This window comes from Amycolatopsis sp. CA-161197 (assembly GCF_050942255.1).
Lineage (GTDB): Bacteria > Actinomycetota > Actinomycetes > Mycobacteriales > Pseudonocardiaceae > Amycolatopsis.
Genome location: NZ_CP192059.1, coordinates 1,077,534 through 1,103,503, shown reverse-complemented (window position 1 = coordinate 1,103,503; position 25,970 = coordinate 1,077,534). Strand labels below are relative to the sequence as shown.

General features: G+C 72.2%; 30 protein-coding genes. 17 read left to right on the top strand and 13 right to left on the bottom strand.

The features are described from left to right. Positions 1–24: 24 nt before the first annotated feature. From ACQPXB_RS05500 to ACQPXB_RS05480, 5 genes are all read left to right on the top strand, one after another. On the top strand, positions 25–2,289 hold the full coding sequence (locus ACQPXB_RS05500; protein ID WP_432849867.1) for a sigma-70 family RNA polymerase sigma factor: 2,265 nt from the start codon (positions 25–27) through the stop codon (positions 2,287–2,289). A 10-nt stretch (positions 2,290–2,299) separates the two neighbouring features. Continuing rightward, positions 2,300–2,803 (top strand): GtrA family protein, encoded by a 504-nt coding sequence (locus ACQPXB_RS05495; RefSeq protein ID WP_366575378.1) that lies wholly within the window; start codon positions 2,300–2,302, stop codon positions 2,801–2,803. A gap of 37 nt (positions 2,804–2,840) precedes the next feature. Then, the gene (locus tag ACQPXB_RS05490) at positions 2,841–3,365 is read left to right on the top strand and encodes a GtrA family protein (protein WP_432849864.1); all 525 of its coding nucleotides are present in this window, start codon (positions 2,841–2,843) and stop codon (positions 3,363–3,365) included. Between the two features lie 219 nt (positions 3,366–3,584). Beyond that, positions 3,585–4,445: an NAD(P)H-binding protein gene (locus tag ACQPXB_RS05485; protein WP_432849862.1), complete on the top strand. Its 861-nt coding sequence runs from the start codon at positions 3,585–3,587 to the stop codon at positions 4,443–4,445. Between the two features lie 26 nt (positions 4,446–4,471). Then, on the top strand, positions 4,472–5,134 hold the full coding sequence (locus ACQPXB_RS05480; protein ID WP_366575384.1) for a hypothetical protein: 663 nt from the start codon (positions 4,472–4,474) through the stop codon (positions 5,132–5,134). Here ACQPXB_RS05480 and ACQPXB_RS05475 read toward each other — a convergent pair. Both ACQPXB_RS05475 and ACQPXB_RS05470 read right to left on the bottom strand, forming a co-directional pair. Continuing rightward, positions 5,131–6,414 carry an ATP-binding protein gene (locus ACQPXB_RS05475; RefSeq protein WP_366575936.1) on the bottom strand — a complete coding sequence of 428 codons (1,284 nt, stop codon included), beginning with the start codon at positions 6,412–6,414 and terminating at the stop codon, positions 5,131–5,133. The two genes, ACQPXB_RS05480 and ACQPXB_RS05475, sit on opposite strands and share 4 nt — an antisense overlap. Before the next feature lie 15 nt (positions 6,415–6,429). Further along, positions 6,430–7,131: a response regulator transcription factor gene (locus tag ACQPXB_RS05470; RefSeq protein WP_366575938.1), complete on the bottom strand. Its 702-nt coding sequence runs from the start codon at positions 7,129–7,131 to the stop codon at positions 6,430–6,432. Between the two features lie 42 nt (positions 7,132–7,173). On the opposite strand from ACQPXB_RS05470, the gene hisN reads away from it, so the two are divergent. Next, positions 7,174–7,962, top strand: a complete 789-nt coding sequence (gene hisN, locus ACQPXB_RS05465) for a histidinol-phosphatase (protein ID WP_432849859.1) — start codon at positions 7,174–7,176, stop codon at positions 7,960–7,962. Positions 7,963–7,992: 30 nt separating this feature from the next. On the opposite strand, the gene ACQPXB_RS05460 is transcribed toward hisN, so the two are convergent. From ACQPXB_RS05460 to ACQPXB_RS05435, 6 genes are all read right to left on the bottom strand, one after another. Beyond that, complete coding sequence (locus tag ACQPXB_RS05460) at positions 7,993–8,253, bottom strand: hypothetical protein (RefSeq protein ID WP_220246333.1); 261 nt, start codon at positions 8,251–8,253, stop codon at positions 7,993–7,995. Beyond that, entirely contained in the window at positions 8,250–9,074 is an 825-nt protein-coding gene (locus ACQPXB_RS05455; protein ID WP_432849856.1) for a TNT domain-containing protein, read from the bottom strand. Before ACQPXB_RS05455 ends, ACQPXB_RS05460 begins: the two co-directional genes overlap by 4 nt. A 120-nt stretch (positions 9,075–9,194) precedes the next feature. Then, on the bottom strand, positions 9,195–9,758 hold the full coding sequence (locus ACQPXB_RS05450; RefSeq protein ID WP_432849854.1) for a GNAT family N-acetyltransferase: 564 nt from the start codon (positions 9,756–9,758) through the stop codon (positions 9,195–9,197). Between the two features lies 1 nt (position 9,759). Beyond that, the gene (locus tag ACQPXB_RS05445) at positions 9,760–10,701 is read right to left on the bottom strand and encodes a hydroxymethylglutaryl-CoA lyase (protein ID WP_366575390.1); all 942 of its coding nucleotides are present in this window, start codon (positions 10,699–10,701) and stop codon (positions 9,760–9,762) included. Between the two features lies 1 nt (position 10,702). Continuing rightward, positions 10,703–11,287, bottom strand: a complete 585-nt coding sequence (locus ACQPXB_RS05440) for a PH domain-containing protein (RefSeq protein ID WP_366575391.1) — start codon at positions 11,285–11,287, stop codon at positions 10,703–10,705. A 191-nt stretch (positions 11,288–11,478) separates the two neighbouring features. Next, complete coding sequence (locus ACQPXB_RS05435) at positions 11,479–12,288, bottom strand: biotin--[acetyl-CoA-carboxylase] ligase (protein WP_432849851.1); 810 nt, start codon at positions 12,286–12,288, stop codon at positions 11,479–11,481. 146 nt (positions 12,289–12,434) lie between these two features. On the opposite strand from ACQPXB_RS05435, the gene ACQPXB_RS05430 reads away from it, so the two are divergent. Further along, a complete protein-coding gene (locus ACQPXB_RS05430; RefSeq protein ID WP_366575939.1) occupies positions 12,435–13,529 on the top strand; it encodes a C40 family peptidase in 1,095 nt (364 codons plus the stop codon). Positions 13,530–13,581: 52 nt separating this feature from the next. After that, positions 13,582–14,907, top strand: coding sequence for a hypothetical protein (locus ACQPXB_RS05425; protein WP_432849848.1), 1,326 nt, complete (start codon positions 13,582–13,584; stop codon positions 14,905–14,907). A gap of 9 nt (positions 14,908–14,916) precedes the next feature. On the opposite strand, the gene ACQPXB_RS05420 is transcribed toward ACQPXB_RS05425, so the two are convergent. After that, a complete protein-coding gene (locus tag ACQPXB_RS05420) occupies positions 14,917–15,510 on the bottom strand; it encodes a hypothetical protein (RefSeq protein WP_432849846.1) in 594 nt (197 codons plus the stop codon). 80 nt (positions 15,511–15,590) lie between these two features. Continuing rightward, a complete protein-coding gene (locus ACQPXB_RS05415; RefSeq protein ID WP_432849844.1) occupies positions 15,591–16,301 on the bottom strand; it encodes an SDR family NAD(P)-dependent oxidoreductase in 711 nt (236 codons plus the stop codon). A gap of 82 nt (positions 16,302–16,383) precedes the next feature. Here ACQPXB_RS05415 and ACQPXB_RS05410 point away from each other — a divergent pair, with 82 nt between their 5' ends. The 8 genes from ACQPXB_RS05410 to ACQPXB_RS05375 all read left to right on the top strand — a co-directional run bounded on the left by ACQPXB_RS05410 (position 16,384) and on the right by ACQPXB_RS05375 (position 22,851). Continuing rightward, a complete protein-coding gene (locus ACQPXB_RS05410; RefSeq protein WP_432849842.1) occupies positions 16,384–17,310 on the top strand; it encodes an AraC family transcriptional regulator in 927 nt (308 codons plus the stop codon). A gap of 25 nt (positions 17,311–17,335) precedes the next feature. Further along, the gene (locus ACQPXB_RS05405; RefSeq protein ID WP_366575401.1) at positions 17,336–17,485 is read left to right on the top strand and encodes a CopG family transcriptional regulator; all 150 of its coding nucleotides are present in this window, start codon (positions 17,336–17,338) and stop codon (positions 17,483–17,485) included. Beyond that, a complete protein-coding gene (locus ACQPXB_RS05400; protein WP_432849839.1) occupies positions 17,482–17,808 on the top strand; it encodes a VOC family protein in 327 nt (108 codons plus the stop codon). Before ACQPXB_RS05405 ends, ACQPXB_RS05400 begins: the two co-directional genes overlap by 4 nt. Further along, positions 17,805–18,617, top strand: coding sequence for a class I SAM-dependent methyltransferase (locus tag ACQPXB_RS05395; RefSeq protein WP_432849837.1), 813 nt, complete (start codon positions 17,805–17,807; stop codon positions 18,615–18,617). The genes ACQPXB_RS05400 and ACQPXB_RS05395 overlap by 4 nt, the downstream gene beginning before the upstream one ends. A gap of 150 nt (positions 18,618–18,767) precedes the next feature. Further along, positions 18,768–19,634, top strand: coding sequence for an alkaline phosphatase family protein (locus ACQPXB_RS05390; RefSeq protein ID WP_432849835.1), 867 nt, complete (start codon positions 18,768–18,770; stop codon positions 19,632–19,634). 65 nt (positions 19,635–19,699) lie between these two features. After that, positions 19,700–20,929: an MFS transporter gene (locus tag ACQPXB_RS05385; protein WP_432849832.1), complete on the top strand. Its 1,230-nt coding sequence runs from the start codon at positions 19,700–19,702 to the stop codon at positions 20,927–20,929. Continuing rightward, positions 20,926–21,903, top strand: a complete 978-nt coding sequence (locus ACQPXB_RS05380; RefSeq protein ID WP_366575409.1) for a TolB family protein — start codon at positions 20,926–20,928, stop codon at positions 21,901–21,903. The genes ACQPXB_RS05385 and ACQPXB_RS05380 overlap by 4 nt, the downstream gene beginning before the upstream one ends. Before the next feature lie 78 nt (positions 21,904–21,981). Continuing rightward, the gene (locus tag ACQPXB_RS05375; protein ID WP_432849830.1) at positions 21,982–22,851 is read left to right on the top strand and encodes an NBR1-Ig-like domain-containing protein; all 870 of its coding nucleotides are present in this window, start codon (positions 21,982–21,984) and stop codon (positions 22,849–22,851) included. A 161-nt stretch (positions 22,852–23,012) separates the two neighbouring features. Here the strand turns inward: ACQPXB_RS05375 and ACQPXB_RS05370 are convergent, their stop codons facing one another. Beyond that, entirely contained in the window at positions 23,013–23,996 is a 984-nt protein-coding gene (locus ACQPXB_RS05370; RefSeq protein ID WP_366575413.1) for a GlxA family transcriptional regulator, read from the bottom strand. A gap of 70 nt (positions 23,997–24,066) precedes the next feature. On the opposite strand from ACQPXB_RS05370, the gene ACQPXB_RS05365 reads away from it, so the two are divergent. Further along, positions 24,067–24,765 carry an NAD(P)H-dependent oxidoreductase gene (locus ACQPXB_RS05365; RefSeq protein WP_432849827.1) on the top strand — a complete coding sequence of 233 codons (699 nt, stop codon included), beginning with the start codon at positions 24,067–24,069 and terminating at the stop codon, positions 24,763–24,765. Positions 24,766–24,841: 76 nt separating this feature from the next. Here the strand turns inward: ACQPXB_RS05365 and ACQPXB_RS05360 are convergent, their stop codons facing one another. Then, the gene (locus ACQPXB_RS05360; RefSeq protein ID WP_432849825.1) at positions 24,842–25,066 is read right to left on the bottom strand and encodes a hypothetical protein; all 225 of its coding nucleotides are present in this window, start codon (positions 25,064–25,066) and stop codon (positions 24,842–24,844) included. An 88-nt stretch (positions 25,067–25,154) separates the two neighbouring features. Continuing rightward, positions 25,155–25,961: a GNAT family N-acetyltransferase gene (locus ACQPXB_RS05355; protein ID WP_432849823.1), complete on the bottom strand. Its 807-nt coding sequence runs from the start codon at positions 25,959–25,961 to the stop codon at positions 25,155–25,157. Positions 25,962–25,970: the final 9 nt, after the last annotated feature.

Sequence of the window (25,970 nt, the reverse complement as noted above, 5' to 3'; positions counted from 1 at the left end):
GCGTGTGCCAGATGAAGGAGCCCCGTGTCCACCGTTCCCGCCGATCTGTCCGGTAAGAGCGACGCCGAGCTGATCGCCGAGGTCCGCTCAGGGAACATCGCCAGCTACGGGCCCCTGTACGAGCGCCACAGCGGCGCCGCCCACAACCTCGCCCGCCAGCTCGCGCGCTCGAGCTCCGAGGCCGACGACCTCGTGTCCGAGGCCTTCTCGAAGGTCCTCGAGACGCTGCGCGGCGGCAAAGGTCCGGACACCGCGTTCCGCGCGTACCTCCTCACCGCGCTTCGCCACACCGCGTACGACAAGACCCGACGCGACCGCCGCGTCGACCTCAACGAGGACATGAGCGACGTCGGCGGGGCCGTCGGCGAGGCGCTGACCGTGCCGTTCTCCGACACCGCCGTGGCCGGGCTCGAGCGCACGCTGGCCGCGAAAGCGTTCGCGCGGCTGCCCGAACGCTGGCAGGCCGTGCTCTGGCACACCGAGATCGAGCAGCAGAGCCCGGCGGAGGTCGCGCCGCTGCTGGGCCTGACCGCGAACGGCGTGTCCGCCCTCGCCTACCGCGCCCGCGAGGGCCTGCGCCAGGCGTACTTGCAGGTCCACCTGCAGGAAACCGCCGCCGAACGCTGTCACGCCACCGCGGAGCGGCTCGGCGCGTGGACTCGCGACGGGCTGTCCAAACGCGAGCGAGCCCAGGTCGAGAGCCACCTCGACGAGTGCGAGGACTGCCGCGGTCTGGCCGCCGAGCTCGCCGACGTCAACGGCGGCCTGCGCGCGATCATCGCCCCGATCGTGCTGGGCGGCGCCGCGCTGGGTTACCTCGCGACGATCGGCGCCGCGAAGGCGGGCGCGGCCACGGCGGGTGCCGCCGTGGGTGCGGGCGCCGCCGCGGCGGGTGGCGCCAAGGCCGGTGCCGCGGCCGCCGCTTCCGCGCCCCGTCAGTTCGTGGGTGTCGCGGCTTCGGGCGCCGCCATCGTGGCGACGGTGGCGGTCGCGCTGGCCGCGGCCGGCTCGCCGCAGGAGATCCCCGTGGCCGCGCAGGTTCCGCCGCCGGCCGCCGCGCCCGCGGTGCCGCCGGCCAAGCCCGCGCCTCCCGCGCCGCCGGCCCCGCCCGCACCTCCGCAGGCGCCGCCGCCGGCGGTCCCGGCACCCCCGCCGGTCCAGCCGCCGCCCGCCGCTCCGCCCGCGGCACCGCCTCCCCCGGCGGCACCCGCGGCGGCGAAGATGTCCGCGACCACACCTTCGGGTGATCTCGAACTCCAGCCCGGCGCCGGGCCGGTGAACCTGCCGATCACGGTCCGCAACGACGGCGGCAGCCCGTCCGACCCCGTCCAGGTCGCGTTGAACCTGCCGCCCGGCGTGTCCGCCGTGCCCGCGGGTGGCGGCGGCGGTGCCGTGAGCGGGTTCTCGCGCCAGGCCGACACCCCGGCGACGACCCAGCTCAGCATCGACTGCCCCGGCGGCACCGGCACCGTGACGTGCAAAACGGGCTCCGGCCTGCAGCCCGGTCAGACGGCCGTGCTCACGTTCCGCCTTCAGGCCGACGACTCCGCGCAGGGCGGCACCGTCACGGGTTCGGTCACGGCGGGCGCGACGATCAAGGTCGCCGTGAGCGTGAAGGTCACCGTGAAGTCGCCACCCGACCTGCTCGCGCTGCAGGCCGACACCGACGGGCTCTCGGCGTTCCCGTGGACGCGCAACCCGCTCGTCTACGTCCGCGTCCGCAACACCGGCGACACCACCAAGCCGGTCACCGTCACCTTCGACCACGCGCTGTACCAGTCGTGGAGCCTCAGCGGCTTCCCGTGCCACTCCACCGACACGGGCGCCACGTGCACCACGCGGGGCGCGCTCGCGCCGGGCCAGCACGTGAACCTGTGGGTGCGCCTCAAGGGCCGCCCGGCGCACAACGCGGCCGTGACCGTGAACGCCACACTCGGCAAGGCGGCGCAGCAGGCCAAGGTGTCGTTCGGCTGCTGGCTCGGGATCTGCGACGTGCCGTACCCGACGACCGGAGTCCCGCCGACGCCGACTTCTTCCCCTTCTTCCTCGCCGACGACCTCGGACACCCCCGAGTCGGCCAGCTCGTCGAAGAAGCCGCCGCACCGGAAGCCGACGCCGTCGAGCACCCCGCCGGCGAAGCCCACGGACCCGGTCACCACCACCCCGCCGAGCACGCCGTCGACCACCACGAGCGCGCCCCCGACCCCGGGAAGCGGCAACTCCGGCAAACCCGGCGAGACCCCGCCGTCGATCGAGCCCCGCGGCTTTTTCGACTGGCTGAGGGGGTAGCGTCGCCCGGGTGCGAGGGTTCCTGGCGAAGCACCGCGAGCTGCTGCGGTTCGCCGTGGTCGGCGGGATCAGCTTCCTGATCACCACGGCGATCACCTACGTCCTGAAGTTCACCGTGCTGCGGAGCAATCCCGTCACGGCACTCATCATCGGCGTGCTGATCGCCACGATCTTCTCCTACGTCGCCAACCGCGAGTGGTCCTTCCGCACCCGCGGTGGCCGCGAGCGCACGCACGAGGCCGCGTTGTTCTTCCTCATCAGCGGCATCGCGCTGGGGCTCAACGCGCTGCCGCAGTGGATCTCGCGCTACGTGCTCGACCTGCAGCAGCCGCACCTCACGTTGCTCGGGCAGGAAGTGGCCGACTTCGTGAGCGGCATGATCCTCGGGACGCTGCTGGGCACGCTGTTCCGCTGGTGGGCGTTCAAGAAGTGGGTGTTCCCCACGGAGGGTGCTCGCCTGCGTGCGGTGAGGTCATCGGACGATGCGGACATTTCCGACAGGAAGGCCGCCTGAGACCCGCGGTGACCTCGGGTTCTCTAAACTGGCGGGCGTGACCGTTGTCGAGACCGTGCTGGCCCGCACACCGGACCCATTGCGCTCGGTGCTCATCAAGCACCGGGAGATGCTGAAGTTCGCGATCGTCGGCGGCACGACCTTCGTGGTCGACAACGGCGTCTGGTACCTGCTCAAGCTCAGCGTCCTCGAGTCGAAGCCGACGACCGCGAAGGCCATCGCCATCATCGTGGCCACGATCGTGTCGTACGTGCTCAACCGCGAGTGGTCCTTCCGCACCCGCGGCGGGCGCGAGCGGACCCACGAGGCCGCGCTGTTCTTCGTGATCAGCGGCGTGGCGGTGGTGGTGAACCTGATCCCGCTGTACGTCTCGCGGTACGTGCTGCACCTCGAAGAGCCGTTCGTCTCGAGGTTCGTGCAGGAGTTCGCCGACTTCGCGAGCGGCTCGATCATCGGCATGCTGCTGGCGATGGTGTTCCGGTACTGGGGCTTCAAGAAGTGGGTCTTCCCGGCCGAACTGGGCGAACGCCGGCGTGAACAGGTCACGCGGCTGCCGCGGTAACTCGGTTGTGCGCGGACCTGTGTTTGCCTAGCGTCCTGTTCGTCGTTGTTCCTTCTTGAGACACCGCCCGGGGTCGACCGGGCCGGTGGGACGAATCCGAGGTGGTCGCCGAGCGCGAAGAGGACCGCACCCGATCGCGGGTGACGGTTGGACCCTTTTCCCGTCTCGTGCCCTCGCACGCCCTCGTGCGTTTTCGTTCTGTCTCAAGGAGTTCTTTTCGTGATCCTCGTTCTCGGCGCCACCGGCAAGGTCGGCCGCGCCCTCGTTCCCGCCCTGCTCGACGCCGGCTCCCCCGTCCGCGCCCTCACGCGCGACCCCGCCCGCGCCCGCATCGACCCGCGTGCCGAAGTGGTGCGCGGCGACCTGGACGACGTCGACTCTGTGCCGCTGTCCGGCGTCTCCCGGGTGTTCGTGCTGACCTCCGGCCACGGCGGTGACCTGGCCGCGCGGGAAACCGCGTTGGCCGGCGCTGCCGCGCGGGCCGGCGTCACACACCTCGTGAAGCTGTCCACCGCGGGCGTCCACTTCGGACAGACGGACCCGATCACCCGCGCCCACGCCCGCGCGGAGCGGGCGATCCGCGAAGCCGGTCCGGCGTGGACGATCCTGCGCCCCGGCGCGTTCATGGACAACCGCCGCTTCTGGCTCCATACCGCCCGCACGGACGGCGCCGTGTACGTCCCCGAAGGCGACCCCGCGTCGGCGCTGGTGCACGTCCGCGACATCGCCGCCGTCGCCACGCTCGCACTCACCACCGCCGGCCACGAGCGCGCCACCTACGAACTCACCGGCGGCGAAGCCCTCACGCCCGCCCAGCAGGTCGCCATCCTCGGCGCCGCGCTGGGCCGTCCGGTGCGCTACGTCGAAGAGCCCGAACCCGCCGCCCGCGCGCGCCTGCTCGCCCTGGGCTGGCCCGCGGACGCGGTCGACGGTGCGTTCGAGCTCAAGCGCCAGTCAGCCGGCCGCGAGGACGTCGTGTTCGACACGGTGGAACGGCTGCTGGGCCGCAAACCGCTGACGTTCGCCGAGTGGGCCCGGGAAGCCGCCGGGCCGGGGACCGGTCCCCGCCCGCGGCCTTAACCTCGGCCGCCGGAAGGGGGCGTGAGGTGGACGCGGAACCGGCGGTGCCCGAGGTCGTGCTCGTGATCGGCGCGATCTGGCTGGTGGGCATGACCTGGTACACCATCGCGAAGATCCGCTCGTCCAGGGCGTTTCGGCGACAGCAGGTGCGCCAGATCGCCCGGGTCCGGGAAACCAAGCCGGGTCCCGCCGAGCTGGGTTCGCTGGTGTCGGTCCACCGCACGGCGGGCCGGCACCGGCGACGCCGGGTCGCGTTGTGGGCCACCGTGATCGGCTTCGCCGGGCTCGCGGCCGTGCTCTGGTTCGCCTTCATCGCCCTCGGCGACGACTCGTCCGACCACGTGGTGCCGATCGGGGGTTACGCGGGGCTGGCCGGGCTCGCGTTCGCCGTGCTGGCGAGTGGCGTGAGCGTCGGTGTCAGCGAGGTGCGGCACGGCGACGAGGAGTTCCGGCTGCACGAAGGCGGTTTCGTTCACACCGACCGCCACGGCACGCGCACGGTCAAGTGGGCCGACGTCGCCTACGTGCACCAGCGCACCGGCGGCACGCGCTGGACGGCCAGCGGCAAGGTCGAGCTGCGCGACGGCGCCCGGATCGTCGTCGCGGGTCTGGTGGAGAACGGCTTCTCGCTGCTCGAACGGGCGAAGCAGGCGGTTCACCTCGGCCGCTACCCGCGTCGGACGCGCTAGCGCGGCACCGGCTCCGCCGGCCAGCGGACCTCGCCGACGTCGTCCGGGCGGGGCACTTTGAGGAACAGGCTGAAGATCGCCGGGCGTTTGTTGGACAGCTCCAGGCGGCCGCCGTCGGCTTCGACGAGGGCGCGGGCCAGGGCGAGGCCGACGCCGGTGGAGCCGCCGCCGGAAAAGCCGCGTTCGAAGATGTGCGGGGCGAGCTCGTCGGGCACGCCGGAGCCGGTGTCGCCGACCTCGATGACCACCGTGGCGTCGGACTCGCCGCGGCGGGCGGCCAGCGTCACGGTGCCGGCGCCGTGGCGCAGGGCGTTGTCCAGGAGGACGCCGATGACCTCGCGCAGGCGGCCCGGCGTCGCGCGGGCCATGAGGCCGTCGGCGACCTTCAGGCGCAGGTTGCGGCCCTCGACCCGCAGCAGCTGACGCCACTCCTCCGCGACCTGGGGCAGCGTCGCGTGCAGGTCGACGGGCTCGGCGTCCACCTCGCGGGCCGCGCGCGCGGCGGCGAGCAGCTCGTCGAGGGCCTCGGCCAGGCGGTCGGCCTGCTCCTGCGCGGCGCGCGACTCCTCGACGACGTCGGGATCGCCGTGCACCGTCAGCGGTTCCAGCCGCAGCTGCAACGCGGTGAGCCGGCTGCGCAACTGGTGCGAGACGTCGCCGACGAGCTGCCGTTCCCGCTGCACGAGCTGCGCCAGCGCCGACGCCGACGTGTCCAGCGCCTCCGCGACCATGTCCAGCTCGGCCACGCGGTAGCGCCCCGGGTCGGGCCGGAAGTCGCCGCCGCCGAGGCGCGAGGCACGGTCCGCGACGTGCCGCAGCGGTTTCGCGAGCCGGCGCGCGGTCACAGTCGCCACCACCGCACCGGTGCCGACGGACAGCACCACCAGCAGCACCACGAGCAGCGTCACCTGCGTCTGCTTCGTGCGCACCGGACCCCGCGGGATCGACAGGACCACCTCGCCGTGGCGTGCCGTCGGCACGCGCTCCACCACCGGGTCGGGCCCGGGGTTCACGCCGAGGTGCTTCTCGATCAGCCCGTCGCCGCGGACCTCCAGGAAGCCGCCGTGCGGCACGCCGACGCGAAACTGCTGGATGTCGATCTCGTCGCCGTTGGCGACCTGCGTGTCGACGGTCGCGGCGATCACGCGCGCGCGTTCGGCCAGGCTCTCGCGATTGAGGTTCTCCACCAGCCGCCAGGCCGTGACGCCGAGCGGGATCCCGAGCACCGCCGCGGTCACGAGCACGGCCAGCAGGATCGCCATCAGGATGCGGCGGCGCATGCTCATCGCGCGGCGCTATTCGACGTTGAAGCGGAAGCCGACGCCGCGGACGGTCGCGATGCGCCGTTCGCCGTCGGAGTGAGTGGACTTGGCCGGGCGCCCGGCGGCTTCGTCCGCCGCGACGGCGAGCTTGCGCCGCAGCCAGGACATGTGCATGTCGAGCGTTTTCGACGTCTTCGACTCCAGGTCGTTCCACACCTCGGCGAGGATCTCGTCGCGGCTCACGACCTGGCCGGCGCGGCTCATCAGCACGCGCAGGAGCTCGAACTCCTTGTTCGCCAGCTGCACCTCGTGCATGTCGACGGTGACGAGCCGCGCGCCGAGGTCCATGCGGACGCCCCCGGACTCGAGCACCTCCGGCACCCGGCGGCGCAGCAGCGCGCGGATGCGGGCCAGCAGCTCCGCCAGGCGGAACGGTTTGGCCACGTAGTCGTCGGCTCCCGCGTCGAGCCCCACGACGAAGTCGACCTCGTCGGTACGGGCCGTGAGCATCAGCACCGGCAGCTCGGTGCCACCGGCGCGCAGTCTGCGGCACACCTCGAGCCCGTCCATGCCGGGCAGGCCCAGGTCGAGCACGAGCAGGTCGACGCGGTGGGCGGAGGTGGCGCCGAGCACCGCCGGTCCGTCGGTGACGACCTCGACCTCGTACCCCTCTCGCTGGAGCGCCCGGGACAGGGGCTCGGCGATGGTGGGGTCGTCTTCGGCAAGTAGGACCATGCTCACCTCGCCAACCTTACGGCGAACACCCGTGAAACCATCGTGACCGTGCCTGGCTACGAGGATGATCTGACCCTTGCCACCCGGCTGGCTGACGCCGCCGACGCGATCACCACAGCGCGTTTCCGCGCGCTCGACCTCTCGGTGTCCCGCAAACCCGACCGCACCCCGGTGACCGACGCCGACACCGCGGTCGAGGACGCCATCCGTGCGATCCTCGCCACAGAGCGCCCCGGCGACGCCGTCGCGGGCGAAGAACGCGGCGGGACGGCCGGCGCGACCGGCCGCGCGTGGGTGCTCGACCCGATCGACGGGACCAAGAACTTCCTGCGCGGCGTGCCGGTCTGGGCGACGCTGATCGCGCTGGTCGAGGACGGTTCGCCCGTCGTCGGCATGATCACCGCGCCGCTGCTGGGCCGCCGCTGGTGGGCTTCGCGCGGCGACGGCGCGTACAGCAGCGACACGGCCGGCGTGCGGCGGCTCTCTGTGTCGGCCGTGGCTTCGCTGGAAGACGCGTACCTCTCCACGACGGACCTCAACACGTGGACCGAGTACCACTCCCGCGAGAAGTACCTCGCCCTGACGGAGGCCTGCTGGGAGAGCCGCGCGTTCGGCGACTTCTGGCAGCACTGCCTCGTCGCGGAGGGCGCGCTGGACCTCGCGGCCGAGTGCATCGTGAACCCGTGGGACGTCGCGGCCGCGCAGGTCCTCGTGACGGAAGCCGGCGGGCGGTTCAGCGACCTCACGGGCGCGGCGACCTGCGAGGGCGGCTCGGCGTTGTCGAGCAACGGCGCGCTGCACGACGCCGCGCTCGGCCTCCTCAAGCGCTAGCCCGGCGGGTGCTGCCCGGCCCCGATCGGTTCAATGGCCGGGCAGCACGCCGACGGCGCCGCGCGCGACCTGCGACCACGCGAGGCGGCCGAAGAGGTAGTGGCAGGCGACCTGCTCGGACGTGAAGCGCGCCCAGTCGTAGCGGTTGCCCTGCTCGCGCCAGAAGACTTCCCAGCCCTCGTCGTCGGCCGGCATCAGGCACCACGCGTTGTCGGCCTCGGTGCCGACGGAGACGACCTCCGCGGGCACGCCCAGCCGGTCGAGCCAGCGCCGGATCGACTGCGTGTTCATCGCGCCTCCCGCGTGACGTCGGCCAGGAACCCCAGGGTGACCAGCTCGTCGGCGGCCAGCACGGCACGGTAGCGGATCCCGCCGCCCGGCTGCCCGAACCACTCCGGTGCGGTCGAGCTCCACATCGGCACCGGCTTCACCACGCGGTAGCGCCGGTAGCCGGCGTGGCGCGCGGACCCGGGCAGCGACCGCTGCGCGAACGGCGTGCCGTCGGCGGCGAAGAGGCGGCCGAGTTCGTCGCCGAAGCGGTCGAGCAGGGTGTTTTCCGGGAGCACCACGGCGTTTTCTTCCGGAACCGGTGGCCACGCGAGGTCCTCGGCGCCCGGCTCGTAGCCCTCGAAGAGCGCGGCGGGCGGCCGCGGGTCGGCCGGCGGGGCGGGCGCGCGACGGAGGCCGCGCGAGACGTATTCGAGCGTGGCGGTGTCGTCGAGCAGCGCGGAGTCCGGGTGGTCGAACGGCCCGGAACCGTTGTCCGGCAACGGCAGTTGCAGCGCGGGCCGGTCCGCGGCCACGGGCAGGTGCCCGATCGGGAACATGTGGACCAGGAACAACGCCAGCACGCTCTCGCGCTCGGTGCGCAGCGCGCCCATCGGCGGAGGTGGCGGCGGAGCCGGGTACGGCACGGGCCCGCGGAAGACCTGGTTGTGCGGCCGGCCGGGAAACGGCAGCCGCGGCGCAGGCTGTGCGGGCGGGAGACGGGTGCCGGTCGGGGGTGTCGGGGCGTCGTCGAACCCGCCGTCGAGCAGGCCGCCGTACTGCGCGGGCAGCCGGATAGGCCCGGTGGCCAAGTCGGTGTCGACCGGTTCGGCGTGTTCGGACACGGACACCCTCTTCTCGGTTGCTCCGGCTTCAGGAAAGACGTCCGCCGCGCCAGCCGGTTCCACACAATTCCCCGATAGGGGGAACTTCCGCGCGGCACCGGACAAGGTGGTGATTCCACCTTATCCGGCGCGGGCGATCTTCCGCCGCACCAACGCCCGCGCCGCTCCGCGTCGTTCGACAACCTCGAAATCCGCGCGCGTGAACAGGCCGAGCGTGCCGTGGTAGAGATCCGCCGGCGGCCGGTCGCCGTCGGCCACGGGGTAGCCCTCGACGACGTCGGCGCCGTGCTCCGCCGCGTACGCGACGGCCGCGTGCAGCAGCTCGGCCGCCAGTCCTCGCCGACGGCCGCGGCGGTCGACGTAGAAACACGTCACGGCCCAGACGTTCCCGGGTTCGGCCGAAGCCGCCACGGGCGAGCGCGCCAGCCGCGGATTGTCCGGCTTCGGCGACACGGCGACCCAGCCGAGCGGCTCGCGGTCGATCACGGCCAGCAGGCCCAGCGGCACGCCGGACCCGGCCGCGCCGCGCACATGCGCCTTGCGTCCGTCGCGGCCCGCGGCCTTGAACTCCGGCCCGGTCAGGCGGAAGAACGCGCACCAGCAGCCGCCCTGCACCCCGCCCGGCCCGAAGAGCCGCTCGAACAGCGGCCACGACGCCGCGTCGAGCGGAACAAACTCGCGCACCTCAGCCGGCGAGCGCGTTCACGACCCGCGACGGAGACGGCCGGCCGAGCCGCCCGGCCATCCACACGCTCGTCTCCACGAGCTTGCCGAGGTCCACGCCGTGCTCCACGCCGAGGCCCTCCAGCAGCCACACCAGGTCCTCGGTGGCGAGGTTGCCCGTGGCCGACTCCGCGTACGGGCAGCCGCCGAGGCCACCGGCTGACGAGTCCACAGTGGACACGCCGGCGCGCAACGCGGCCTCGGTGTTGGCCAGGGCCTGGCCGTAGGTGTCGTGGAAGTGCACAGCCAGCGCCGAGACGTCCACTCCGGACTTCTCGAACTCCTGCACCAGCCGCGTGACCTGGCCCGTGGTCGCGACGCCGATGGTGTCGCCCAGCGACAGCTGCGAGCAGCCGAAGTCGAGCAGCCGCTTGCCCGCGCGCACGACCTGCTCGGCCGGCACCACGCCTTCCCACGGGTCGCCGAAGCACATCGACAGGTAGCCGCGCACGTCCAGGCCCTCGGCGCGCGCCCGCGTGACGACCGGCTCGAACATGGCGAACTGCTCGTCGAGCGTCGAGTTCAGGTTCTTCTGCGCGAACGTCTCGGTGGCGCTGGCGAAGATCGCGATGTCGGAGACGCCGGCGTCGAGCGCGCGGTTGAGGCCGCGTTCGTTGGGCACGAGCACCGGGTAGCGCACGCCTTCGCGGCGGTCGAGGCCGGCGAGGAGCTGTTCGGCGTCGGCGAGCTGCGGCACCCACTTCGGGTGCACGAAGCTGGTGGCCTCGAGCGTGGTGAGGCCGGCGGCGGCCAGTCGGTCGAGGAACTCCAGCTTCACCTCGACGGGGACGACGGAGGACTCGTTCTGCAGGCCGTCGCGCGGACCGACCTCCCAGATCGTCACGCGCTGGGGCAGGCCTTCGGCGGGGACCCGTTCGGGCAGGCCGACTTCGCGGGCGCCCACGTCAGCGCCGCCGTCCGCGCGGCGGGTGGTTCGTCGGCGGCAACGGCTCGGTGTCCTGGGGGCCGGCCTGCCCGGGTGCGCCGCGGTAGTCGTCGTACGGGTTGTCGTTGACCTCGCGGTAGATCACCGTGTGCACGCGCTCGACGTGGGGGATGTCGTCGAACCGCAGCGGCTCGTCCGAGGCCGACTCGATGATCAGCGTGCCGCAGCCGAACACCCGGTCCAGCAGGCCGTGCTCGAACTGGACGCTGTTGATGCGCGACATCGGGATGTCGATGCCGGTGCGCTTCACCACGCCTTCGCGCGCGATCAGGCGGTCGGTGGTCACGATGAAGTGCGTGGTCCGCCAGCGCACGAGCGGCGCGAGGAACAGCCACACCACGAGCACGAGCGCCACCACGCCGATGGCGATCATCCCGACGTTGTTCCACGGGGCCGTCGCGTCCTGCACGAGCAGGATGAGCCAGACGGCGGCCGCGATCGTGATCACGAAGGCGACGAACGGGAAGATCAGCATCTTGAAATGCGGGTGGCTGTGCACCACCACTTCCTCGTTCTGACTGAGCAAATCGTCCGGATAGGCCACGACGGACGCTCCCCTGGTGTGTGTCTGCGCTGGTCGACTCACCGTACCGGCGCGAGGGCGCTCGCGGCGCGCGGACGCCGCGGTTCACCGATCCGACCAAAAGCAGGCCGACCCCCGCGCGGCACCTAACTGTTGCCGCGAAGCCATCCGGCCGTGACTGTGGTCGGATTGGTAACGATCAGCACAGCGGGTCACGCCGGGCGAACGTGCACCACGTCGCCGGCGGACACGGTCACGCGGCGGCCGTCGGTGGCGTCGACGAGCAGCTGGCCCATCGCGTCGAGGTCGACGGCGCGGCCGGTGAGGGCGCGGTCGCCGGGCAGCTCGACGCGCACCTCCTGGCCGAGGGTGGCGCAGTGGGCGCGGTAGTCGTCGAGCAGGCCGGCGGCGGTGAGGTCGCCGGCCGCGGCGCGCCAGCGGCGTTCGAGGTCGTCGAGGCGGCTGAGCAGGGCGAGCGCGACCTCGGTGCGGTCCGGGTCGGGGGCGCCCTGCTCGGCGAGCGACGTCGCGGGCAGGCCGCCGGGGCCGGCCGGCACGTCTTCACCGAGCGGCAGCACGTTGAGGCCGATGCCGAGCACGACCGCCGGCTCGCCGCCGGCGACGGCCTCGGCCAGGATCCCCGCGCACTTGGCGCGGTCGGGTCCGGCGAGCACGTCGTTGGGCCATTTGAGAACGGCGTCGACCCCCAGCTGGGCGGCCACCCCGCGCACGGCGAGGCCCGCCACCACGGACAGTGAGCCGAGTGCCGCGAAGGGCACGCCCGCGGGCCGCAGCGCCACGCTCAAGTACAGCCCGGCGCCCTTCGGCGAGCTCCACGAACGCGCCCGCCGGCCGACGCCCGCGGTCTGCTCCTCGGCGAGCAGCACCGTGCGGTCGACACCCCCGTCTTCCAGGGCTTCTCGCAGGTCGGCGTTGGTGGAGCCGGTGGTCTCCACCACGTCCACCCGGGAGTACCGATCGCCGAGTCCATCCCGCAGTCGCGCTGCGTCCATGCCAGACATGTGCCCAGAATATGAGAGTCCCCCTAACGTGCAAGCGACTCGCTCGTTACGCAGAGGTGCGCTCTTCTAGATTGGACGCCGTGACGCCGCCTGACCCCGAGCACAGCGCTGTGTTCGATTCAAACGCTGTGCCGGATACGAAAGCCGTGCCGGACGAAAAAGCCGCGCCCTCGTCTGCCGCTGCCGGCAAGGGGGCAGGCAAGTCCTGGGCGCGCGGTGCGTTCCACCGTGGACTCGTCGCGCTGCCGCTCGTGGCCGGCCTCGTCACCGCGGGCTGGCTCGTGGCCGACCGCGACCAACCCGCGCCGCAGACTCCCGTCGCGACCGCCGCGACGGCGCAGGCCGGACCGTCGGTGCTCGAGGTGAGCGCGCCCGTCGCGGCACAGGAACCCGGGCAGGGCGCAGCCGGCGGTGGCGGCAAGACGCCGTTGCAGCAGTGGGCCGAGTCGCTCGCCGGCCCCCTCGACATCCCCGCCGACGCGCTGATCGGCTACGCCAACGGCGAGCTCGCGCTGCGCTCCGAAGACCCCGGCTGCCACCTGTCGTGGGTGACGCTCGCGGGCGTCGGCGAGGCCGGCTCCGACCACGGCCGCCACGGCGACAACCCCATGGGCCTCTCGCCGGCGGCGTGGAAGAAGTACGGCGCGAAAATCCCGGGAGTCGACAAGCCGGCTCTCACCGACCCGAGTTCGGCGTCGGTCGCCGCGGGCCGCGCCCTGTGCGCCGGCGGGGCCGACCTGTCCGCGGGCACGGGCTGGTGGAAGTCCATCGCCGCGTACGCGAGCAAGGACAGTGAGCTGTTCCGCCAGCGCGTGCTCGGCAACGCGCAGCTCTACGCCACGCTCTCCCTCGACCCCGCGAAGGCGAACAGCCCGGCCGTGCGCGCCACCCGCTTCGCCCTCGGCCAGCTCGGCCTGCCGTACGTCTGGGGCGGCAACGGCCCCGACGCCGGCGCCGCGGGCTTCGACTGCTCCGGCCTGACGAAGGCGTCCTACGACAGCGCCGGCGTCGCCCTGCCCCGCACGGCCGACAGCCAGTTCCGCGCCCTGCCCCCGGTCACCGGCGAACCCCAGCTCGGCGACCTCGTCTTCTACGGCTCCCCCGCCACGCGCATCCACCACGTCGGCCTGTACCTGGGCAACGGCCTGATGATCAACGCGCCCACCGAGGGCCAGGCCATCCAGATCCACACCTACCACTCCCCCGGCGACGACTACGCGGGTGCGGGCCGCCCGGCCTGATCACCGTTACTTCGGCCGTCTTGGCGACGGCGAGCTCGGATAGCCTTTCGCCGTGCACAGCCAGGAATCCGGTGGGGCGCTGGTCGATCTGCTCGCGCGATACGCGCGGGTGAGCGCGGACCGGACCGGCGTCTCCCTGCCGAAGGTCACGGACGCGACGAAGGGCGACGCGGACGTGCTGGCCGCCGCCGGTCGTGCGCACGACGCACTCCGGCGGACCACCCACGACGAGGCGGTCGCCACGCTCCGGGAGCTCGGGGCAGCGTGGGGCCCAACAGATGCGGCAGCGGTGTGGGTCGCCGGGTTGTGGTCGGCGTCGTGGGCTTGGCGACCCGCGTTGACCGGGGCGCTCCTCGCGCGCGGGCTGCCCGAGCACGAGTCCGTTCCGTATCCAGGGTCGGACGTCTGCCGAGTGTGCGGGACGAAGGCGTTGCCGGTGCTCGCGCCGACGGATGCCTGGTACCGGCGGCACACCGAGGGCGCGCCGATCGACGGTGACGTGCCGGGTCACGTTCTGGCGCTGGAAGAGCTGACCGGGCAGCCGCGGCCGGTTCCGTCCGAGCACGACCGCTGGGTGCTGCGCGCGGTGCTGACCGTGCTTCGCACCTTGCCCGCAGGCAAGGGTTACGGGGTTGCCCGCACGGAACTCAAGCGCCACCGGCTGCTGGGCACGACCGCGGTCCACGCATACGGCGGCCTGCTCGAAGAGCTCGCGCTCGTCGGGGTGGTGGCGACGGCGGACCACCCCGGGTTGGCCCGGCGTTGGTCGGACTACGTCGAGCGGGACCAGCGCCCGAACGACCGGGTCGAGGTCCCGGGACCGCTGGCGTGGTGGCGATCGTCGGACGGGCTGCGCGAGGACGTCGTGCGCGAGGTATTCGCGGACTTCGACACCGGCGACGTGGATCTCGACGCGCCGCGGCCGACACCTGGCCCGACGATCGCGGCCGCCGTCAGGAAACGCGTCCGGGAGCTGGCGAAGCAAACCCGCGCCGCAGCGGTTCCGCGATCCGTCGGCACGGAGCCGGCCGCGGCGGGCGACGTGTACGCCATGCGGATCGCCGCCGACCGGTGGGTGACCTTGTACGTCTGGTCGGTCGACCCCAACGGCGCCCGGCCGTACGCGGAGGTCGAGTTCCTGGCCGGGCTGTTCCCGGAGCTCCCGGCTCCCGCGGCGCTGTCGGGCCGGGTCCAGCCCCGCCGCGCCGAGCGGTGGCGATACCGCGCGCACTCTTTGGAGAAGGCGCCGAACACCCGGCGCGTCGCCCAGGGAGTGCCCGGCCCAGCGGCCGAGGGGCCACCGCCCGACCGATCGCCCGCCGGGAACGCGAAGGACCTGCGCCTGCTCGCCGCCGCGTGTTTCCCCGAACTCGGCTGAGCTTTCCGCTCAGCCGAAGACGAGCCGCTTTCCCGGATTGGCGGGTTCGAGCAGCTCGAACTTCAGGTTCAGACCGGCGCGCTTCAAGAGCTCCACTTGCTGGGTGAACGGCTCACTCGTGGCGTAGGCGGTCTTCGAGAACTTCCACTCGTCCCTGAACCACGTGCGCAGCGCCGCGAGAAGGCGTTCGTCCATGCCCTTCTCCATTTCGGGCAGCCGGGCCCAGAAGAAGACGACCGCGTCGACGTCCGCCCAGGAGTCGTCCGCGACAGGAGTCACTGTGGCCTTCGCGAGAAACGTGGCGCTCGTGGGGAAGACGTAGACGCAGCCCACGCACCGGGTGCCGGCCGGGTCGAGCACGGTGTAGTTGAACGCCCGGTGCGCGGCATGGCGTTCTTCCATGTCGAGAACGTCTTTCCGGTTCTCCTCCACCGTGAACTCGTCCTCGGGCCACGTCGACTGCCGCCACAACCGCAGGGGCTCGCGCGTTTCCATCACGGCGGCGTAGTCCTTCTCCGTGTCACCAACGACGATCGGCCGCAGGAAGAACTCGTCGGTCCTCAGCTCCGGGGGAACCGGTTCGGTCGATTCGGTGAATGGCACGGCCGGCTCCTTCGACGAGTTCCCCTGGTACCGATCACCGTACGACGGCGCTCAACCGAGTTACGGCGACCGGAACCGCGTCACCAGTCCGACGGGACCAGCAGCTCCCGCGGTTTGCGGTCGGCGTGCATGGTCCACAACAACTCCGCCAGGTCGGCCGGATCGGCGGCCGGGAAAGCAGCCTCCGGCCGGCCCGAAGCGCGGTAGTGATCGTCGAACGGCGTGCCGGTGATGCGCGCGCCGATGTGGAGCTGGCCGACGGTCACACCCTGGTCGGCGACCTCCGCGGCCAGCGACTGGAGGTAGTTGCGCTGCGCGGCCAAGAGCGGCCCCCAGCCGCTCATGTGGGGCCGGCCCTTGACGGCGGCGGCGCCCTGCGCGGTGAGGATCGCGCCGTCGCCGCGCGCGAGCATGGCGGGCAGGAACTCCGCGACGACGGCGATCAGGGCGTCGAGGGCCAGTGGCAGCAACGCGTGCAGCCGGGCCGAGGTGAGCGCCGCTGCGGAGGTGAAGTCCGGGTCGCCGGGTGAGGGCGCGTAGTAGACGACGTCGGGGTCTCCGACGAGGGCGCGGATCTGCGTGGCGAGAGCGGGGATCGAAGTGGTTTCGGACAGATCAGCGGTGAGCACGTGGGCGGTGGTGCCGTCGGCCGCCAGCACGGCGGCGAACTCCTCCAGCGGAGCCCGGCGGCGGGCGATGAGGACGACGTCGTAACCCGCCTTCCCGTAGCGGCGGGCGATGGCGCGGCCGACTCCCGGGCCGGCTCCGAACACGACTAGCGACTTGGTCATGGTGACCAGCCAACCCCGCCGCAGCCAGACCATCCATGGTCGACAGTCCAGGATTCCTTTGCGATCGTCTACCGTCGAGGTCATGGACGTGCTCACCGACCTCCTGCACCGCGCCCGCGCGAGGACCGCACTGGTGCGCCGGCTGGTCCAGCGCCCGCCGTGGTCGGTCTCGTACGCGGACGCGCCCGCGCTCACCGTGATGGCCACGCTCGGCGGCCGCGCGTCGATCCGGGCCGGCGGCGAGCCCGTGCGCCTCGAAGCCGGGGACATCGCGCTGGTCACCAGCCGCGACTACACGATCGCCGACGACCCGGGCACGGCCGAGCAGGTCACGATCCGCGGCAACCGCAAGTACCTGCCCAGCGGCGAACCCACGACGGAGCACTGGTTCCTCGCCCCGCGCACATACGGAGACGGGCTGCCCGGCGCGCCGGTGATGCTTCGCGCCGCGTACGAGCTCCACGGCGAGGTCAGCGACCGGCTCCTCGCCCTCCTGCCGGAGCTGGCCGTGGTGCGGGCGGGACCCCGCACCGGCGCGACGCTCGATCTACTCGCCGCCGAGGTCTCCCGCGACGAACCGGGCCAGGACGCCGTGCTCAACCGGCTGCTGGATCTGGTGCTGGTCCAGGCGTTGCGGGCCTGGTGCGCCGAGTCGCCGACCCCGCCGTCGTGGTACCGCGCGCTGGCCGACCCGAGCGTCGGCGAAGCGCTGCGCCTGTTGCACGGCGATCCCGCGCGCCGGTGGACGGTCGCCGAGCTGGCCGCCAAGGTCGGCTTGTCGAGGGCCGCGTTCGCCGCCCGGTTCGCGACGCTCGTCGGCGAGCCGCCGCTGACCTACCTCACCGGCTGGCGCATGACGCTGGCCGCGGATCTGTTGCGGGACACGGAAAAACCCATCGCCCACGTTGCCCGAGAGACCGGGTACACCGACGCGTTCGCGTTCAGCGTCGCGTTCAAGCGCGCCCGTGGCGTCAGCCCGTCGGACTGGCGGCGAACCGTTGCGGGCTAGCTTGCTAGCATGCTAGCTTCAGGAGGTGGGCGACGAGGACGTGAAGCAGTTCAACGTGTACCTGCCGGTCAGCCTGATCAAGCAGGTGAAGATCCGCGCCATCGAGACGGGCTCGTCGCTGTCCGCGCTGGTCGCGGAAGCGCTGCGCGAATACCTCGAGGAGGAGAGCGAATGACCACCGAAGGCATCGAGGCCGTGTTCCTCGAAACGCACAACTGGGGCAAGGCCGCGAAGTTCTTCCAGTCGCTGGGGTTCGAGCTGGAGTTCGAGACCGACCACCACTCGGGACAGTTCCACGGCAAGCAGGGGCCGTCCGTGTTCATCGCCGAGGTGCCGGAAACGCAGGAGACCCGCACGCGGCTCGTACTCAAGGCACCCGGCGCCGCCGAACCAGGCCCGGACGTCGAGGTCGTGACCCCGTACGAAACCACCCACTACGGCACGGAAGAGATGACCGTGCGCGACCCCGACGGTCGCTTGTGGACACTGCAGGCATGAGTGTGGACAACACTGCGCTGCGCACCGCGTTGTGGCGCGCCCTGCACCTCGAAGTGGACGCCGCACCACACGTGTTCCAAGACCGCGTCGGCCTGGAGCTCGCGGCGCCCGACGAGGGCTGGCGCCGGCGCCCGGACATGGATCCCATGACCACCCGAGGGTTCCGGGCGAGCATGGTCGCGCGCGCTCGGTTCGTCGAAGAGCTGGTGCTGGAACGAAACGCGAGCCAGTACGTGATCCTCGGCGCCGGCCTCGACTCGTTCGCCCAGCGTCAGCCCGGGAAGACCACCGTCTTCGAGATCGACCAACCCGGCACCCAGGCCTGGAAACGCGAGCGCCTGCTGGCTCTCGGCTACCCGCTGCCGACGTTGGTGCCCGTCGACTTCGAATCCGGCCAGTCGTGGCCCGCCGAGCTGACGGCCGCCGGCTTCGACCCGGCACAACCCGCGGTGTTCGCGTCCACGGGTGTGAGCATGTACCTGTCGAAGGCCACCACCGCGGAAACCCTGCGCGCCGTCGCCGGCCTGGCGAAAGGCACGACGCTGGCCATGACCTTCCTGCTGCCCCAGGACCTGCTCGACACCACCGACCGCCCGGGCCTGCGGGCCAGCCAAGACGGCGCGAAGGCCGCCGGCACCCCGTTCGTCAGCTTCTACCGGCCCGACGAGGTGCTGGCAACGGCCCGCGACGCGGGGTTCGCCGACGTCCGCCACGTCTCCGGAACCGCCCTGGCCGAGCGGTACTTCGCCGGCCGCGCGGACGGCTTGCGGCCGTCCACCGGAGAGGACTTCCTGGTCGCCACCGTCTGAACCGGCCACAGACCGCGCCAAGCGGACGAATGCGCTACTCCACACCCTTGTTGTTCATTTTCCGACCACGCCCCGGACCCCAACCGGGCACGCCCCGGCCCGCTGGCGTCCCCATCATGAGTCGCCCTTCCCCCCGACCCAGGAGGACTCATGATCCGCAAGCGGATCGTGGCCGCGCTCGCCGCGACGACGCTGGCCGCGGCCGGCGTGGTGACGGCAGCCGTCACGAACACCGGCGAACCGGACGTGGCGCCCGCCGCCGCGGCCGTGCCGGCGTTCGACCACATCGTGCTGGTGATGTTCGAGAACAAGAAGGCCTCGTCCATCACCTCGTCGGCCGCCCCGTACTTCACTTCCCTGGCCAGCCAGGGCGCGAAGTTCACCAGCTCCTTCGCGATCACCCACCCGAGCCAGCCCAACTACGTCGCCCTGTTCTCCGGCGCCACCCAGGGCGTCACGAGCGACTCCTGCCCCGCCAACCTCGGCAGCAAGGCCAACCTCGGCCAGCAGCTGATCGGCGCCGGCAAGACGTTCAAGGGCTACTCGGAGTCCATGCCGTCCGACGGCTACACCGGCTGCGTCAGCGGCAACTACCAGCGCAAGCACAACAGCTGGGTGGACTTCTCGAACGTCCCGGCGGCCAGCAACGTCCGCTACTCCAGCTTCCCCACCGACTACACGCAGCTGCCCACGGTCTCCTTCGTGACGCCGAACATGTGCAGCGACATGCACGACTGCTCGATCGGCACCGGTGACACCTGGCTGAAGAGCCACCTCGACTCGTACGCGCAGTGGGCCAAGACGCACAACAGCCTGCTGATCGTCACGTTCGACGAGGACAGCGGCACCTCGGTCAACCAGATCTACACCACGTTCGTCGGCGCCCACGTGAAGCCGGGCAGCTACTCCGAATCCATCAACCACTACACGGTCCTGCGCACCATCGAGGCCTCCTACGGCCTGCCGGGGATCGCGGGCGCGGCGAGCAAGTCGCCGATCCTCGACGTCTGGCAGTGATCCCTCCGCGGGCGCGTCCACTGTAGACACAGTGGGCGCGCCCGCGGCTCCAGAAGGGCGCGTCCGTGTACCTCTCCACCATCGGCCGCAGTGAGCACAAGGTCTCCAAGGGGAAGATCGCCGCGAACGTGCTCGCGCTCGGCACCGTCAGCCTCGTCACGGACATCTCCTCGGAGATGGTCACGGCGGTGCTGCCCATCTACCTCGTCCTCAGCTTGCACCTGAGCCCCGCGATCTACGGCCTCGTCGACGGCCTCTACACCGGCGCGACGGCGCTGCTGCGGCTCGTCGGCGGCTACCTCGCCGACCGCGTGAGCCGGCGCAAGACCATCGCCGGGATCGGCTACGCGATCTCGGCCCTCGCGAAGCTGGGGCTCGTCGCCGCCGGCGCGTCAGCGGGCGCGATCGGCGCGGTGATCACCGCGGACCGCACTGGAAAGGGCCTGCGCACGGCCCCGCGCGACGCGCTGATCACCTTGTCGGCGCCGCAGGACATGCTCGGGCGGGCGTTCGGCGTGCACCGCGCGATGGACAGCGCCGGTGCGTTCGCCGGACCGCTCGTGGCGCTGGGTGTGCTCGCGCTGGTCGGCGCTTCGAGCACCGACGCGTTCGACGCGGTGTTCGTCACCAGCTTCTGCATCGCGGCGATCGGCGTGCTGCTGCTGATCCTCTTCGTGCGGGACCACCGCACGCCGCGCCCGGCCACCGGCACGGTGTCCCCGCGTGCGGCGGCCGCGTTGCTGAAGTCGGCGTCCGTGCGGCGGCTGCTGATCGCCGCGTGCGTGCTCGGCACGGCGACCATCGGCGACGGCTTCGTCTACCTGCTGCTGCAACGCCGTGAGGACATCGGCACGGGCTGGTTCCCGCTGCTGGCCGTGGGCACGAACCTCGCCTACCTCGTGCTGGCCGCGCCGCTGGGCTCGCTGGCCGACCGGTTCGGGCGGCTGCCGGTGGTGCTCTGCGGATACAGCGCGCTGGTCGTGGTCTACCTGCTGCTGGCCGGGCCCGTGTCGGGCTGGCCGCTGGTGGTGCTGTCGCTCGCGCTCTACGGCGCGTTCTACGCGGCCACCGACGGTGTGCTGATGGCGCTGGCGGGACCGGTCCTACCGGAAGCCCTGCGCACCACGGGCATCTCGCTCATCCAGACCGGCCAGGCCGTGGCGTACTTCGTCTCGTCCGCGCTGTTCGGGCTGGCGTGGCAGGTGTGGGGCATCGGGCCGTCGATGGCCGTGGCGGCGGGCGCGGCCGTGCTCGCGATCGTGGTGACGTTCGGACTCCTTCGGAAGGCGCGATGAAAACGCGGATCTTGGTGGCGGTGGCCGGCGTCGTGGTGCTGGTCGCCGCGGCGGCGGTGTACGTCGGGATGGCGGCGGCGCGCAACCGCGACGTCGCGGCCACCGGCACGGTGTCCCTGGCTCCCGGCCCGCGGCTGCTGGTGCGCAGCACGGCCGACGCTTCGCGCGGCCACGTCGTCACGGTGTCGGCGGCGGATCCGGGCGGCCCGCGCGCGGTGTCGCCCGTGACCTGCGCCCGCGTGTACGCCGCCGCAGGCACCGGCCTGTGCCTGCGCCAGGACGGCGACCTGACCACGTACCAGCTGGCCGTGCTCGACTCCGGGCTCACGTCGAAGCGGGAGATCCCGCTGGTCGGCCTGCCCAACCGCGCGCGTGTCTCGCCGAGCGGCAACCTGGTGGCGTGGACGGTGTTCGTCACCGGCGACTCCTACAACGGCGGCGTGTTCTCCACCCGCGCCGGCATCCTCGACACGCGCACGGGCGAGCTGGCGCCGACGCTGGAGGACTTCGCGGTGACGCTGAACGGCAAGCCGTACCAGGCCGTGGACCTCAACTTCTGGGGCGTCACGTTCACCCGCGACGACCACACCTTCTACGCCACGATGTCCACCGCCGGTCACCGCTACCTGGTCCGCGGCGACTTCCGAGCGCACACGATCGTGTCGATCCGGGAGAACGTGGAGTGCCCCTCGCTGTCGCCGGACAGCACGCGCATCGCGTTCAAGTCGGCCATCGACGACGACCCGGCGAAGGGCTGGCGCCTCTCGGTGCTCGATCTCGCCTCGGGCCACGTGACGCCGTTGGCCGAGACCCGCAGCGTCGACGACCAGGCGGCGTGGCTCGACGACCGCTCCGTCGCGTACGCCATCCCGCGTGGCACGCAGCACTCGGACGTCTGGACGGTGCCGGCCGACGGCAGTGGCGTGCCGCGCGTGCTGGTGCCCGACGCGGAGTCGCCGGCCGCGCTGGGCTGACCGTTCCCCGGGCGCCGGCGAGGCCCCGCCGGGTGTCAGACTTGTCCGGAAGAGCGGATCTGACACCCAGGGAGACCGATGAGCGCGGAGCCGGACCCGGCCGACGTGCTCGCCGCGGAGCTGGCCGCGCTGCGCGCGAGCGCCGGCAACCCGTCGTTCCGCAAGATGGCCGAACGTTCCGGCTGCATCTCCCACACCACCTTGCACGAGGCGGTGAAGGGCACGCGGTTCCCGTCGTGGGAGACCACACGGGAGTTCGTGAAGGCGTGTGGCGCGGACGAAGAGCCGTGGCGGGCGCGGTGGGTGGAGCTCAAGGGCGTGCCGCCGGTGCCGGAACCCGTCGCGGTGGCCCAGGTCAACGAGGCCCAGCTCAGCGGGGCCGAGGCAGGTCCTGCTGAATCGGATGCTGCTGAATCGGATGCTGTCGAGCCGGGTGTCGAAGGCGTCCGCCTCGCCCCGCCGCCGCGCAAGCGCTCGACCCGCCGGAACGCGCTGGTCGTCGGCGCTGCCGTGGTCGCCGTGCTGGCGGCCGTGGCCGCGTTCGTCATCCCCGGCAAGCTGGGCACCCCGGCGGGCGACCCGAGCGCCCGCATCCCGGGCGACAACACCAAGTTCATCGCCGACGTGACGGTGCCCGATGGCACGGCGGTGCACGTCGGCGTGACCGTGCAGAAGGTGTGGGAGCTCGAGAACGCGGGTTCGGTGCGCTGGCACGAGCGCTACCTGCAGCGCATGGACCTGCCGCCCGCGCCGGGCACCTGCCGCACGCCCGACCGCGTGCTGATCGGCGACACCGCGCCCGGCGAGCACGTGATGATCAGCGTGCCGGTGACCGCGTCGGACGCACCGGGCCGTTGCTGGATCGGCTGGAAGATGGTCGACGCGGCGGGCACGGAGTTCTTCACGACGAAGCGTCCGGTGTACGTGCTGGTGACCGTCGTCCCCTGACGCTGTCAGATTCTGTAAGACCTGGTCAGGTTGGTACCGAACACTCCCATTCCGCCCGGAAAATGGGTCGCAGCGAAGACGACCCTCCCACCGTCTTCGGCGGATTCTGGGGGTCGGTCCGTGGGGTGGCCCGGGCGAAGGGTGCCCCACGGACCGCCGATTCACGCGGTGCGGCGGAACGTGCTCCGGTAGGCGCTGGGCGACACCCCGAGCGCGCTCTGCAGGTGCTGGCGCAGCGAAGCCGCCGTGCCGAAGCCGCAGTCGGTCGCGATGCGGTCGATCGGCAAGTCCGTCTCCTCCAGCAGCTGCCGTGCGCGTTCCACGCGCTGCTGCGTGAGCCACTGCAACGCCGAGATCCCGACCTCCTCGCGGAAGCGCCGCGTGAACGTCCGCACGCTCATCGCCTCCTTCGCCGCCAGGTCGCGCAGCGTCAGCGGCCGGCCGAGGTGCTCCAGCGCCCACGCCCGCGCGGCGCCCGTCGACGCGGTCTGCGGCTCGGGCACCGGGCGGCGGATGAACTGCGCCTGCCCACCCTCGCGGTGCGGTGAGACGACGGTGCCGCGCGCGACCTCGTTGGCCACCGCCGCGCCGAAGTCGCGCCGGATCAGGTGCAGGCAGAGGTCGATGCCGGACGCGACGCCGGCGGAGGTGAAGACGTTGCCATCTTCGGTGTAGAGGACGTCGGGGTTGAGTTTCACCCGCGGGTACTCCAGCTGGAACTCGCACGCCGAACGCCAGTGCGTCGTCGCGCGGCGGCCGTCGAGCAGGCCCGCGGCGGCGAGCACGAAGGCGCCGGTGCAGATCGACGCGATACGCGCGTCGGGGCGGATGCGGTCGATGGCGGCGGCCAGCGCCGGCGGGTACTCGCGGCCGGTGGGCTCGTACTCGAGCGACGACGCCGGGATCACCACCGTGTCGGCCTCGGCGATCGCCTCCCGCCCCACCGCGACGGGGATGACCACGTCGGAGTCGGTGCGGACGTCGCCGGGCTCGGGCGTGCACGTGACCACCTCGTACAGCGGCTCGCCCTCGGCCGAGCGCGCCTGGCCGAACAGGCGGTGCACGATGCCGAGCTCCATCACGAGCATGCCGTGGCGCACGAGCACCGCCACGTGGTGCCTGTCAGGGTGCCGGAAAACGGACATGGCCCGATTCTTGCACAGGTTGTCCATCGGGCCACTTTTTCCGGTCCGGCCCGCGAGCGACCCTGGCGGCATGAACGTCCTCTGGCTCTTCGCCCACCCCGACCCGCACTCCCTCGGTGGCGCGCTGCGCGACGAGGGCCTGGCGACGCTGCGCGCCCTCGGCCACGACGTGCGCGAGTCGGACCTGTACGCCATGAAGTGGAACCCGGTCGTCGAGGAGATCGCCGCGGTCCCGGCCGACGTCCGGGCCGAACAGGCCAAGCTGACCTGGGCCGATGCCGTGGTCTTCCAGTTCCCGCTCTGGTGGTACGGCACGCCCGCCATGCTGAAAGGCTGGTTCGACCGCGTCTTCGTGAAGGGCTACGCCTACGACGTCCGCAGCGAAGACGGCCGCACCCTCCGCTACGGCGAAGGCGCACTGGCCGGCAAACGCGCGCTGGTCGTCGTCACCACCGGCTCGCCCGCCCCGGCGCTCGGCCCGCGTGGCGTGAACGGTCCATTGCCGGACCTGCTGTTCGGGCTGCAGCACGGCACGCTCTTCTACACCGGCATGTCGGTGCTGCCACCCTTCGCCGTGTACGACGCGGACCGGATGACGCCGTGCGCCTTCGCCGCGGCCGTCTCCGGGCTGCGTTCGCGGTTGCGTGATCTCGCGTGCACGGAGCCTCTCCCGTTCCGCCACCAGAACGGCGGCGACTACGGCCGTGACCTGGTGCTTCGACCCGAGGTGGCACCCGGACGCTCAGGCCTGGATGCGCACCTGGGCTGACGGCTGCTCGATCACCTCGATCACGCTGGCGACGCCGTGCTTGCCGTGCCCCTTCACGACCGCCTGGCCGAACAGCTCACGCACCCGCCGCCGGCACTCGCGCGTCGAGGCCCCGTGAAGTCTCGAGGAGGTGCGCCAGCCCCCGTGCGTTGATGTCCACACAGGACACTTCCGTGCGGTAGTCGCCCGTCGCCGGCGGCGTGAACCACTCCGGGGTCACGCCTTCGCCGTACTGCGAAGCCCACTTCGCCGTGGCACGGGCTTCGCCTGGCGTGCCTGAGGAGCGCGGCCAGGCGCTCAACACCGCGCTCCTCACCCTCGGCGAATGGGGCGAGACGAACATGCACCACATCGCCACCACCCGAGGCGTCCTGGCTGGCGCGGTGAGCTCAGCCCAGCGCGCGGTTGTACGGCGCGAACCGCCGCGCCGCGTCACCCGGCAGCGGCCGGCCACCGTGGACCAGGCGTGGAGCCGGGCCGATCGGCAGCAGACCGGACGCGCGGCACCAGCCGGAGAGACCCGGGTGGGCGAGGTCCACGTCGACGCGGATCCGGCCCCCGGCCGCACGGGCAATGCCGCGGATCAACGCGCGCGCCTGCTCCTCGTCCGGAGCGACCACCGGGCCGATCACCGTCACGCCGTCCAGCACGGTGCCGAACGCGAACCCGTCGTCCGTCACGTGGACGTGCTCGGCCTCGAACAGCAGCCGGTCCAGCAGCGCTTCTCGCGAGAAGCCCTGCGCGTCGGCGTCGAGCGAGTACACCCGGGCCACGTCGGACGGCGTGATCGGCCGCGAAGCCGGGCCGCCGTCGTCGGCGAGCAGTCCGAGGTGGCCTTCGCAGCCGCCGTCGGCCACGAAGCCGAGGCACTCGTACAGCCGCAGCCCGAAGTCGCTCGCGTGCAGGAACACCGTGGCGTCGCCGGCGGCCGCGACGGCCTCGGACGTCACGCGGCCGCCCAGGCCCTGGCGTGCGTAGCGGGCGGCGACCACGACCATCGAGATCGACGCGACCGGCCCCGTCTCGACCAGGATCGAGGTGGCGGCGAGCCCGCCGTCGGGCGCGTCGATGCCGAAACCGCGCCCGACGTCGAGCAGGATCGACCACTTGCGGTGCTCCCGCGGCCAGTCGCGGTCGGCTCCGAGGTCGAGGCAGGCGGACAGGTCGGCGGGCCCGAGCGGGCGGACGGGAAGCACGCCGCCAGC